This window comes from Sphingomonas sp. UYP23, from assembly GCF_054059235.1.
This window is the reverse complement of sequence record NZ_JBSSBX010000001.1, coordinates 1,889,740-1,901,643: the sequence shown is the minus strand read 5'-3', so window position 1 is coordinate 1,901,643 and position 11,904 is coordinate 1,889,740. Positions and strand designations below refer to the sequence as shown.

At 68.3% G+C, this 11,904-nt stretch carries 10 protein-coding genes; 7 read left to right on the top strand and 3 right to left on the bottom strand.

Going from position 1 to position 11,904, the window contains the following annotated elements; all coding sequences use genetic code 11:
• The first annotated feature begins 70 nt into the window (after positions 1 to 70).
• The 3 genes from hemC to ACVWYO_RS09390 are packed head-to-tail and all read left to right on the top strand — an operon-like array spanning position 71 to position 2,722.
• Positions 71 to 991, top strand: coding sequence for a hydroxymethylbilane synthase (gene hemC / locus ACVWYO_RS09400; protein ID WP_457350180.1), 921 nt, complete (start codon positions 71 to 73; stop codon positions 989 to 991).
• Positions 988 to 1,674, top strand: coding sequence for a uroporphyrinogen-III synthase (locus ACVWYO_RS09395; protein ID WP_457350178.1), 687 nt, complete (start codon positions 988 to 990; stop codon positions 1,672 to 1,674). The genes hemC and ACVWYO_RS09395 overlap by 4 nt, the downstream gene beginning before the upstream one ends.
• 31 nt (positions 1,675 to 1,705) lie before the next feature.
• Positions 1,706 to 2,722, top strand: coding sequence for a hypothetical protein (locus ACVWYO_RS09390; RefSeq protein WP_457350176.1), 1,017 nt, complete (start codon positions 1,706 to 1,708; stop codon positions 2,720 to 2,722).
• Here ACVWYO_RS09390 and ACVWYO_RS09385 read toward each other — a convergent pair.
• Both ACVWYO_RS09385 and ACVWYO_RS09380 read right to left on the bottom strand, forming a co-directional pair.
• Positions 2,719 to 3,528 (bottom strand): DUF72 domain-containing protein, encoded by an 810-nt coding sequence (locus tag ACVWYO_RS09385; RefSeq protein ID WP_457350174.1) that lies wholly within the window; start codon positions 3,526 to 3,528, stop codon positions 2,719 to 2,721. The two genes, ACVWYO_RS09390 and ACVWYO_RS09385, sit on opposite strands and share 4 nt — an antisense overlap.
• A gap of 5 nt (positions 3,529 to 3,533) precedes the next feature.
• Entirely contained in the window at positions 3,534 to 4,205 is a 672-nt protein-coding gene (locus tag ACVWYO_RS09380) for an MBL fold metallo-hydrolase (RefSeq protein WP_457350172.1), read from the bottom strand.
• A gap of 79 nt (positions 4,206 to 4,284) precedes the next feature.
• On the opposite strand from ACVWYO_RS09380, the gene pabB reads away from it, so the two are divergent.
• From pabB to ACVWYO_RS09365, 3 genes are all read left to right on the top strand, one after another.
• Entirely contained in the window at positions 4,285 to 6,066 is a 1,782-nt protein-coding gene (gene pabB, locus ACVWYO_RS09375; protein WP_457350170.1) for an aminodeoxychorismate synthase component I, read from the top strand.
• Between the two features lie 49 nt (positions 6,067 to 6,115).
• Positions 6,116 to 7,315 (top strand): pyridoxal phosphate-dependent aminotransferase, encoded by a 1,200-nt coding sequence (locus ACVWYO_RS09370; protein ID WP_457350168.1) that lies wholly within the window; start codon positions 6,116 to 6,118, stop codon positions 7,313 to 7,315.
• Between the two features lie 117 nt (positions 7,316 to 7,432).
• Positions 7,433 to 7,570, top strand: a complete 138-nt coding sequence (locus tag ACVWYO_RS09365) for a hypothetical protein (protein ID WP_457350166.1) — start codon at positions 7,433 to 7,435, stop codon at positions 7,568 to 7,570.
• Between the two features lie 18 nt (positions 7,571 to 7,588).
• Here the strand turns inward: ACVWYO_RS09365 and pepN are convergent, their stop codons facing one another.
• Entirely contained in the window at positions 7,589 to 10,192 is a 2,604-nt protein-coding gene (gene pepN, locus ACVWYO_RS09360; protein WP_457350164.1) for an aminopeptidase N, read from the bottom strand.
• Positions 10,193 to 10,296: 104 nt separating this feature from the next.
• Here pepN and ACVWYO_RS09355 point away from each other — a divergent pair, with 104 nt between their 5' ends.
• Complete coding sequence (locus ACVWYO_RS09355) at positions 10,297 to 11,898, top strand: M28 family peptidase (protein WP_457350162.1); 1,602 nt, start codon at positions 10,297 to 10,299, stop codon at positions 11,896 to 11,898.
• The last annotated feature ends 6 nt before the right edge of the window (positions 11,899 to 11,904 follow it).

Here is an 11,904-nt window from a genome sequence, read left to right as displayed (position 1 = left end):
TAGCGGCTTGGAGGCGGCTTGTCGAAGCCGGGACGCTTCGCCACAGTGGCACAAAAAGGGAGGGACTTTCTTGACGCATCCCCAGCTCAAACTCGGCACGCGCGGATCGCCGCTCGCGCTCGTCCAGGCCAATATGGTGCGCGACGCGCTATGCACCGCGCATGGCTGGCAGATCGACGCGATCGAGATCGTGCCGATCAAGACCACCGGCGACCGCGTCCAGGACGTTGCGCTCGCCGAGATCGGCGGCAAGGCCTTGTGGACCAAGGAGCTCGACCGCGCGCTGCTGTCGGGCGCGATCGACTTCGCGGTGCATTCGATGAAGGACGTCGAGACGGTGCGGCCGAGCGCGATCGCGATCGCCGCGATGCTGCCGCGTGCCGATGTGCGTGATCGGCTGATCGGTGCGCCGAGTATCGCGGCGCTGCGCCACGGTGCCGTGATCGGGACGAGTTCGCCGCGTCGCGTCGCGCAGCTAAAGCGCCTGCGGCCCGATTTCGAGACGGTGCTCTTTCGCGGCAATGTCGACACGCGCCTCGCCAAGGTCGCGGCGGGCGAGGTCGATGCCTCGATGCTTGCGGCAGCCGGGCTCGACCGGCTCGGGCGCCCGTCGGTCGGGGTAGGAATCGAGACTGACGTCATGCTCCCCGCACCCGCGCAAGGCGCCGTCGGCATCGAGGCGCGCGCCGACGACAGCCGGATGCGCGACTGGCTCGGCGCGATCGACCATGAGGCGACGCATCTGTGCGTGCTCGTCGAACGCGGCCTGCTCGCCGCTTTGCAGGCGGACTGCCATTCGCCGGTCGCCGCGCTCGCGACGTTCGATGGCGACAGCATCCTGCTGCGCGCCGAACTCTTCGCCGAGGATGGCAGCGCGCATGTGGCCGGCGCGATGCGCGGCGCGATCGGCGACGGGACCTTTGCCGATCGGCTCGCCACCGATCTGCTCGCGCGCGCGCCTGAGGCGGTACGGCGGCTGTTCGCGGCGTGACGCGCCCGCTTGCGGTGCTGCGGCCCCAGCCGGGCAATGCCGCGACCTGCGCGCGCGCTGCCGAAGCTGGGTTTGAGACGCTGTCCCTGCCGTTGTTCGCCGTGGAGGCGCTCGACTGGGACGTCCCCGATCCCGCGCAGCACGACGCGCTGATCCTGACCAGCGCCAATACGCTGCGCTTTGGCGGCGCCGGGATTGCCGCGGTGACGGGGTTGCCGGTGCTCGCGGTCGGCCCGCATACCGCGGCTGCGGCGCGCGTCGCGGGGTTCGACGTCATTGCCATCGGCAGCGGCGACGGCGCGCAGATCGCTTCGGTCGCGCAAGAGCATGGGATTCGCCGGGCACTGCATCTGACCGGGCGCGACCGGACGCTCGGTGCGGGTGGCGCGATCGCGACCGTGCTGCCGGTTTATCACAGCGTCGCAATACCCGTCGCGCCCGACGTCCTGCAGGCGCTCGACGGGACGATCGCCTTGCTCCATTCTGCGCGCGCCGCGCGTCGGCTCGACACGCTTGTCTCTGCAGCCGGGCTGGACCGCTCGCGCATCGCCATCGCCGCCTTCAGCCCGGCGATCGCCGCCACGCTCGGCCCGGGCTGGAGCGACGTGGTGGCAGCGGTCACCCCCGACGATGCCGCGCTGTTCAGCGCCGCGCTCGGCCTGCCGACAGCGACGGGCGATTGACCGCCCGCGCCGACGCCCCGATAAGGCGGTGATGGACGACCCCGCCCTCCCCGTCCCCGATCCCGGCACATCCGGATCGCCCAGCCGTGATTCGGCGTTCCCCGATCGACCCGTTCCGCGCCTGCTTCCGCCGCTCTCCGCGCCGCCCCCGCCGCGCGCCGCGCGCGGACCGGGCTGGCGCGCCGGAATCGCGCTCGCGCTGATCGCGTTCCTCGTCGGCGCGGGCCTCGCCGCGCTGCTCGTGGTCAAATACGTCAAGACCGAGACAAAGCCGCTCGCCACGGTCACGGTGCCGGTCGGCGCCAACGGCCAGGCGCCGCTGGTGATCGTGCCCACCAAGGCGACCGCCACGGCGCCGGCGCTCGAGCTCGCTGCCTTGTCGACGCGCGAGACTGCCCTCGCCGCCGAGATCGACGCGCTCGAGGCACGCGCCGGGACGATCAACCGCGATTCGCAGCGCGCCTCGACCTATGCGACGCGCAGCCAGGCGTTGATGATCGCCTTTGCCGCGCGCCGCGCGATCGACCGCGGGCTCAATCTCGGCTTCCTGGAGGGGCAATTGCGCACGCGGTTCGCCGCGGTACAGCCCGCCGCGGTCGCAAAGATCATCCAGGCAGCACGCGAGCCCGTCACGCTCGAGGATCTGCGCGCGGGGCTCGATGGCGTCACGCCCGAATTGTTGACCGGCGCGGCGAGCAACGGCTGGTGGCAAAGCCTGCGCGACGAGTTCGGCCATCTGATCGTGCTGCGCCGCGCGGGAACGCCCTCGCCGCTCCCGGTCGATCGTGTCGCACGTGCGCGGCGGTTGCTCGAGGCGGGGCAGGTCGAGGCGGCGCTCGCGGAGGTGTCGCGGACGCCCGGCGTCGCGCAGGCCGATCGCTGGACCAGCGCGGCACGGCGGTATGTCGATGTCCGCCGCGCGCTCGACACGATCGAGAGTGCGGCGATCCTCGCGCCGGGCGTCGATGCCGTCGCGCCGCCACCGTCGCCGCAACCGCAGGTCGCACCTGCGCAAACGCCCGCTACCGCTGCCGGCGCAACGCCTTAACCGCGCACGCGGTCGATCAACGCCATCGCGCCATGCGGTGCGCGGACTTTCGCGCCGTTGATGAAGAAGACGAACGTCTCGCGCGGCGTTTTCGGGGCGGGGTCGGCAAGATACGGCAAGTCGGCGGCAGCGCCCCCCTCAGCCCAGCATCGCGCCGCTGTTGCCCAGCGATCGAGCGCCGCTGGCGCATAACCGGCGGGTTCTTCCTCGACCGCAGCCTCGAGTCGGGCGTAGACCAAGTCACCCGATACATCGGCGATCGCAGGATAGTCGGTCGAATCCGCATAGACGATCGCCACCCAGGCGGCGCGCGCCAGGGCGACGAATTCAGGCGTCTGGAAGCTTTCGTGGCGAACCTGCACCGCATGGCGGAGCGCGACGCCGTCCTGCTTTGCGGGTAGCAGCTTGAGGAACGCGCCAAAATCCTCGAGGTCGAACTTCTTGGTCGCCATGAACTGCCACAGGATCGGCCCGAGCCGGTCCCCCAGTTCGACGATGCCTTGGCCGGTGAAACGCGCGATCGATTCGCCCGCTTCGGCGAGCACCTTGCGATTGGTGCAATAGCGCGACGCCTTCAGCGCGAAGACGAAGCCGTCGGGCACCGTCTTCGCCCAGGACGCGAAGGTCGCGGGCTTCTGCGACGAATAATAGGTGCCGTTGACCTCGATCGCGGTGAGCTTGCTCGCCGCATAGTCGAGCTCGCGCTTGTGCGGCCATTTCTCCGGGAAGAAGCTGCCGCGCCACGGCTCGTACGTCCAGCCGCCGATGCCGATCCGGATCTCGCCCGCTTTGGTCGTGCCAGCCACCGCGGTCAGGCCGCGATCGCTGCGTCGCTGACGAACATGTTGGTGCGGCGTTCGTGCGCGAAGGTGCTCGCCGGGCCATGGCCGGGCAGGAAGGTGGTGTCGTCGCCGAGCGGCCACAGCTTGGTGACGATCGACTCGAGCAATTGCGGGTGATTGCCACGCGGGAAATCGGTGCGGCCGATCGAGCCGGCGAACAGCACGTCGCCGACGATCGCCAGTTTCGACGGCACGTGGTGGAAAATGACATGGCCGGGCGTGTGGCCGGGGGTCTCGTACACATCGAGCACAAGATCGCCGACGCTGACGGTGTCGCCCTCGACCAGCCAGCGATCGGGTTCGAAATTGACGCCGGGGATGCCGTATTGCGCGCCGCTTTCGGACAGCGCGCAGGTGAGGAAGCGATCTTCCTCGTGTGGGCCCTCGATCGGCACGCCAAGCTGTTCGGCGAGCGGCTTGGCCTCGCCGCAATGATCGATATGGCCATGCGTCAGGATGATCTTCTCGACCGTGACCCCATGCTCCTGCGCCGCGGCGAGCAGCTTGGGGAGATCCCCGCCGGGGTCGACAAACGCGCCGCGCATCGTCGCGGTGCACCACAGGAGCGTGCAGTTCTGCTGAAGCGGGGTGACCGGGAGGATCGCGGCGCGGAGCGGCGGCAGGGGGGGCGGGGTGCTCATCTGCCCGAGATACGGCGAGTGGATCGGAAAACCAAGGGTTGCCCCGGGCAGCAAAGCCGGGGCATCTGCCAGATGGCATATGGTGACGCGTCTTTCCCCGCCTTTCGTCCTGCTCGACGATGCCCGTGACGGCGGTGTGCCTGCGCGGCTCTATCGCGATCCGGCGCGGATCGTCGTGGCGCGGGCTCTCTCGGAGATTTCACCCGCGCTGGCCGAGCTGCGGGCTGCCCAGCGCGACGGGCTGCACGCGGCGGGGTATCTGTCGTACGACGCAGCGGCGGCGTTCGAGCCAGCGCTTGGCGAACCGCCTGTATCGGACATGCCGTTGCTGTGGTTCGGGCTGTTCGCCGACTTTGCCGAGATCGCGGCAGAGGATGTTCCAGGCCTGTTGCCCGACCCCGCTGGCGCCTGGATCGGCCCGCCCGAGTCGACGATCGACAAGAGCCGCTACGATACGCAATTCGCAGCGGTTCAGGCGCTGATCGCGGCGGGGGATCTGTATCAGGCCAATCTCACGCATCTCGGCCAGATTGCGGTGCTTGGCGATCCGCTGTCTGCCTATGCGCGGTTGCGCCGAACCGCACGCGCCGGGTTCGGCGCGCTGATCGACACGGGCGACGCGACGATCCTGTCGCTCTCGCCCGAACTGTTCTTCGCGCTCGAGGGCGAGGCGCTGACGTGCCGCCCGATGAAGGGGACGGCGCGGCGCGGCGCGACACCGGCCGAGGATGCCGCCGCCGCCATCGCGCTGGCCGACGACCCCAAGCAGCGCGCGGAAAATCTGATGATCGTCGATCTGATGCGCAACGATCTCGCGCGGGTGGCTTGCGCGGGTTCGGTCGCGGTGCCGCGGTTGTTCGAGGTCGAGCGCTATCCGACCGTCCACCAGCTCGTCTCGACGGTCACCGCGCAGATCGCGCCCGGGACCGACGCGCTCGACGTGCTTGCCGCGCTGTTCCCGTGCGGATCGATCACCGGTGCGCCGAAGATCGCGGCGATGCAGGCGATCGCCGAGATCGAGCAGGGGCCGCGCGGGCTTTATACCGGGGCGATCGGCCGTTTCGATGCTGACGGCGATGCGATGTTCAACGTCGCGATCCGCACGCTGGCGCTGCCGCATGGCGCGACCCACGCGCATTACGGGGCAGGGGGCGGCATCGTCGCCGATTCGCACGCAGACGCCGAGTGGGACGAAGCCACGGCGAAGACCGCCTTCCTGACACGCGATCCGCGGCCGTTCGATCTGATCGAGACGATGGCGTTCGATCCCGAGCACGGCATTCTCCGGCTCGACCTCCATCTTCAGCGGCTGACCGCGAGCGCGCGTGCGTTCGGCTTCGCGTTCGATCGGCATAGCGCGCGCAACGAACTCCAGGCCGCGACCTTTCGGCTCCGCGCCGCGCGGAAGGTCCGGCTGCTGCTCGGGCGCAGTGGCGCGGTGGCGATCGAAGTGGCGCCGTTGCCCGTGGCGCGCGATCTGCCGCTGCTGATCGCGGTGGTGCCCTTGCCCGTCACCCCTTCGGACATCCGCTTGCGCCACAAGACCAGCGATCGCGGTTTCTACGATGCTGCGCGCCGCGCCGCCGGGAGTGACGAAGTGGTGTTCGTGCGCCCCGATGGACGGTTGACCGAGGGGAGCTTCACGACCCTGTTTGTGCCGCGCGGCGATCAGCTCGTCACTCCGCCGCTTGTCGATGGGCTGCTGCCCGGCGTGCTGCGCGCCGATCTCATCGCGCACGGTCGAGCGGTCGAGGATGTGCTCACCGAGCAGGACCTGACGCAGGAATTTTTCGTCGGCAATGCCCTGCGCGGACTTATTCGTGCGCGACGCGTGGTTGCGACAAACGTCCCGGCACGATAAGCGCTCGCGCGAACCCGCCGCACCGCGGCATTTCCGCAAGGTCCTTCTCATGCAGCCATCCGCCGCGCTCGTTCGCATCAAGCCCTCGCCGACGCTCGCGATCACCACGCGCGTCCAGGAGCTGAAACGCGCCGGCGTCGATGTGATCGGCCTTGGCGCGGGCGAACCCGATTTCGACACGCCCGATTTCATCAAGGACGCCGCGATCCAGGCAATCCGCGACGGCAAGACGAAATACACCAATGTCGACGGCACGCCCGAACTGAAGGCCGCGATCGTCGCCAAGTTCGCGCGCGACAACGGCCTGCACTATACGCCCGACCAGATCACGGTGAACGTCGGTGGCAAGCACACCTTGTTCAACGCGATGGTCGCGACGCTCGACGCCGGCGACGAGGTCGTCATCCCGGCGCCCTATTGGGTGAGCTATCCCGACGTCGTGCTGTTCGCGGGCGGCACGCCGGTGTTCGTCGCGGCGGGCGCATCGCAGGGCTACAAGCTGCTTCCCGAGCAGCTCGAGGCGGCGATCACGCCGCGCACGAAGTGGGTCATCCTCAACTCGCCGTCGAACCCGACCGGCGCTGCCTATACCGCCGCCGAGCTGAAGGCGCTCGGCGAAGTTCTCGAACGCCATCCGCACGTCTGGATCTTCGCCGACGATATGTACGAGCATATCCTCTACGACGGCTTCGAGTTCGCGACGATCGCGCAGGTCTGCCCGTCGCTCTACGAGCGCACGCTGACCGCGAACGGCTGCTCGAAGGCCTATGCGATGACCGGCTGGCGGATCGGCTATGCCGGCGGCGCGTCGTGGCTGATCAAGGCGATCGCGAAGCTCCAGTCGCAATCGACCAGCAACCCCTGCTCGATCGCACAGGCCGCGGCGACCGCGGCCCTCAATGGCGACCAGAGCTTCCTCAAGGACTGGGCGCGTATTTTCCAGGGTCGCCGCGATCTCGTCGTGTCGATGCTCAACCAGGCCGACGGCATCACCTGCCCGCGGCCGCAGGGCGCGTTCTATGTCTATCCCGACCTGTCGGGGGTGATCGGCAAGTCGACGCCCGCGGGCAAGCTGATCGACACCGACGAAGCGTTCGTCGGCTATCTGCTCGACGATGCCAAGGTCGCGGCGGTGCAAGGCGCGGCGTTCGGCCTGTCGCCGGCGATGCGGATTTCCTACGCAACGTCGGACGCGCTGCTCACTAAGGCGTGTCAGCGGATCCAGACGGCGTGCGCGAATCTGCGCTAACGGTCAGTTTCCGTTAACGCTGGGTTGCCAATAAGCCGCTTGCGAAACGACCCCGAGAAGCCGATTTGCTGCACTGCAGCGATTCGGCGCGGGGCCGGGCGCGAAAGGTCAGAAGCAATGCGTAGCGTCTTGAAGTCCGATTTCCTGTGGAAGTTCGTCGGTGGGTTTGCGCTTGGTGCGCTGGCGCTCGTGACGCTGCATCCGATGGACTCGGCGCGCGCCGCGACGGCGAGCCAGGTCACCGCCGCACGCTAAGCGCCCCCGCGCTGCCCCTCAGGCGTCGAGACTCTTCGACGCCTGCTCGAACATATCCTTCGACAGACCGGGCGTCTTGACGATCCGTGTGAGTTCGGCGCGCATCAGGCTCCCACGCACGGCATCGTAGCGCTGCCAGCGCCCAAGCGGCGCGATCAGCTTGGCGGCGGTCTGCGGATTGATCCGGTCGAGCGCGATCAGCTGGTCCGCGAGGAAGCGATACCCCGACCCGTCGACCGCATTGAACGCGCGCTGGTTCACACCGAACGCGCCGATCAACGCGCGCGCGCGATTGGGGTTGGTGAGCGTGAAGGCACGATGCCGCAGCAATTCGGCGACCACCGCGCCGGTATCGTCGCGCGGCGCCATCGCCTGCACCGAGAACCATTTGTCGAGCACCAGCGCATTGTCGCTGTAGCGATTATAGAAGATGTCGAGCGCCGCGATGCGCTCGGACGAGTCGCCGGCGACCAGCGTGGTCAGCGCGCTCTGCCGGTCGGTCATGTTGTCGGCGGCCTCGAACTGCGCGAAGGCGAGCGCGGCGGCATCGCTCGCACCCGAGGCGGCGATGTAGCCGAGCGCGACTGCCTTGAGCCGGCGCAGGCCCTTCGCCTCGGGCGAATAGATATAATGTGAGCCCGTCGCCTGCGACTCGTCATAGGCGGCACGCCAGTCGCGCTCGAGCGTCCGCCCGATCTCGCGCCGCAGCGCCTCGCGCGTCCGGAAGATCGCGTCGGGATCGACCACCGCCATCTGGTCGCCGATGAAGCTTTCGGAGGGGAGCAACACCGCCTCGGCGATGAAGGCCGGATCGAGCGTCGCATCGGCGAGCGTCCCCGCAACCGCCGCGACGACCGCGGCGGTGTCGGCGCGGTTGTTGCCCGCGGCCGCGACCAGCGTGTCGAGCATCAATTGCTGCAGCGCCTCGTAGCGCGCGAACGGATCGTCATCGTGCGCGCCGAGAAAGGCGAGATCGGCGGGCGTCCGGTCGGTCTCGAGGATCGCTGGCGCCGAGAAACCACGGTTGATCGACAGCACCGGGCGTTCGGTGACGCCCTCGAACACGATGCGCTCCTCGGCATCGGTCAGCAGGATCGTCTGCTCGGGCGCGACGGTCTGCGCGGTTTCCGCACCGAACAGCTTGATGCGCAGCGGCAGCACGAGCGGCAGCTTGTGCTCCTGGCCCGGTGTCGGCGGCGTGCGCTGCGCGAGCACGAGCTCGGCGCGGCCCGAGCCTTCGGTGTGGTGCAACGACGCGGTGACGCGCGGCGTGCCCGCCTGGCCGTACCAGCGGCGGAATTGCGTCAGGTCGATCCCGCTCGCATCTTCCAGGCTCGCGACGAAATCCTCGCACGTCGCGGCGGTGCCGTCGAAGCGGTCGAAATAGAGATCGGTCCCGGCGCGGAATTTCTCGCGGCCGAGGATCGTGGCGAGCATGCCGATGATCTCGGCACCCTTGTTGTAGATCGTGGCGGTGTAGAAGTTGGAGATTTCCTGATATTCGTCGGGGCGGATCGGATGCGCGAGCGGGCCGGCATCCTCGGGAAATTGCGACGCGCGCAGCCCGCGGACATCCTCGATCCGCTTGACTGCGGCCGAGCCCTGGTCGGCCGAGAAGGCCTGGTCGCGGTAGACCGTGAAGCCTTCCTTCAATGACAGCTGGAACCAGTCGCGGCAGGTGACGCGGTTGCCCGACCAATTGTGGAAATATTCGTGCGCGACGACCGCGGCGATCGCGTCGTAATCATAATCGGTCGCGGTGTCGGGATCGGCGAGGATGTAGCGCGAATTGAAGACGTTAAGGCCTTTGTTCTCCATCGCGCCGAAGTTGAAATCGTCGACCGCCACGATGTTGAACACGTCGAGATCATATTCGCGGCCATAGACGCGCTCGTCCCACGCCATCGACGTCTTGAGCGCGTCGAGCGCATGATGCGTGCGGTCGATGTCAGCCGCGCGGACCCAGATGCCCAGCTCCACTTCGCGCCCGGACATCGTCACGAAGCTGCCGCGATTGACCGCCAGATCGCCCGCGACCAGCGCGAAGAGGTAGCACGGCTTGGGGAAGGGGTCGCGCCACTCGGCCCAATGCCGGCCACCCTCGAGCTCGCCCGACGCGATCGGATCGCCATTGGCGAGCAGCACCGGATAGCGCGCCTTGTCGGCGCTCATCCGCACCTGATAGCGGCTGAGCACGTCGGGCCGGTCGGGGAAGTAGGTGATGCGGCGGAAGCCCTCGGCCTCGCACTGCGTGCACAGATTGCCGCCCGAGGCATAGAGCCCCATCAACTGCGTATTGCGCTCGGGCGCGATCTCGACCTCGGTTTCGATGACATGGGCCGAGCCGCTCAGCGGCAGAACGAGCGTCTCGCCCTCGACCGACCAGTCGTTGACCGCGACGCCATCGACCTTGACCGACAGCAAGGTCTGCCCCGCGCCGTCGAGCCGCAGCGGACGGCGATGCGCGTCGCCGCGCTGAACGTGCAGCGTCGCCTTCACGCGCGTCGCCGCGGGATCGAGCGCGAAGTCGAGCGCGATTTCGGGCACTTGCCAGTCCGGCGGCGTATATTCCGCGCGGCGCGTGACATGGGGCTGGGCGAGGCTGGTCTGGAGATCGAGCATTGCGTGAGATGTAGGGTGGCTGTTTGCCGCTCGCTACCGAAATCGCGCCGCTTGTGCGTGCGCGGCCCTGTGCTACCGCGGCCAAACACAGAATGAGGGCAGACATGAAGATCCGGTTCCTCGCGCTGGCGGCGATCGTCATGGCGCCGCAGGCGATCGCACAGGACGCGCCGCTGCCCGACGATCAGGCCGCGATGAAGGCGCATGTGCTGTTCCTTGCCTCCGACGCCTTGCGCGGGCGCGAGGCGGGGAGCCCCGAATATCGCATAACCGCGGAGTATGTCGCCGCGCAATTCTTTGCCGCGGGGCTCAAGCCCGCGGGCGATGGCGGCAGCTATATCCAGAAGGTGCCGCTCGTCACGTATCGCGCCGCCGACAAGGGCGATGTCGTGTTGACGCGGCCCGGTGCGGCGCCCGTCGGGCTGGTGTTCGGCGAGGATTACATGCCGGGCGTGGTCGCCGGCGCGGCGCAGACCGCGCTCGATGCGCCGGTGGTGTTCGTCGGCTACGGGCTCGTCGCGCCGGACTACAAGCGCGACGATTATGCTGGGGTCGATGTGCGCGGCAAGATCGTCGCGTTTTTCGGCGGCGCGCCGCTCAGCTTCCAGAGCGAGGAGCGCGCGCATTTCTCGAGTGCGGCGACCAAGGCGGTGATCGCGGCGGCGCACGGTGCGGTTGGCGCGATCGTGCTGACGCGCGCGGCGTTGCCGCAAAGTGGCGCGAACTTCGACCGGGCGCGCACGACCTGGGCGCGCGCCGACGGCACGGGCGAGGCGCCGGGCGTGCCGATCCTTGCGACCCTCAGCGCGAGCGGCGCGGCCAAACTGTTCGCGCAGGCCAAGACGCCCTGGACCGGGATCGCGGCACGTGGCGCCGATAGCAACGCGACCTTTCGCGCGATGCCGCTCAACATCGGTGCGACGGTCGCGCTGAAGACGCGCTTCGAGCCTGCGACCAGCGGCAATGTCGCCGGGATGATCCCCGGCAGCGATCCCAAGCTGGGCAAGGAGGTCGTCGTGCTGTCGGCGCATCTCGACCATCTCGGCGTCGGCACACCCGATGCGAAGGGCGACACAATCTACAACGGCACCGAGGACAATGCCGTCGGCATTGCCGCGCTGATCGAGGAAGCGCGGCGCTTCAAGGCATCGGGAAAGTCCCCGCGCCGCTCGATCCTGTTCCTCGCGGTCACCGCGGAGGAGAAGGGTCTGGTCGGTTCTGACTATTTCGCGAAGCACCCGACCGTGCCGATCGCGTCGATCGTCGCCGATGTGAATCTCGACATGCCGATCCTGTCCTACGCGTTCGAAGACATGACGGTGTTCGGCGCCGACCGCTCGACGCTCGGGCCGATCGTCGCACAGGCAGTTGGCACGCTCGGCGTGACGATGTCGCCCGATCCTGATCCGGCGCAGGGCATCTTCGTGCGCTCGGACCATTATCGCTTCGTTCAGCAGGGCGTGCCCCCGGTCTTTTTGTGGCCGGGTCAGAAGGGGCCGGGCAAGGCGGCGACCGCCGACTTCTTCGCGCATCGCTATCATCAGCCGTCGGACGATTTGTCGCAGCCGATCGACTGGCGGCAGGGGATCCGCTTCGTCGACGCCAACTATGCAATCGCGCGCGCGAACGCCGACGGTGATGCGCGGCCGCGATGGAACAAGGGCGATTTCTTCGGGTTGCTCTATCATGGCTATGGCGCGAAATGATCTCGC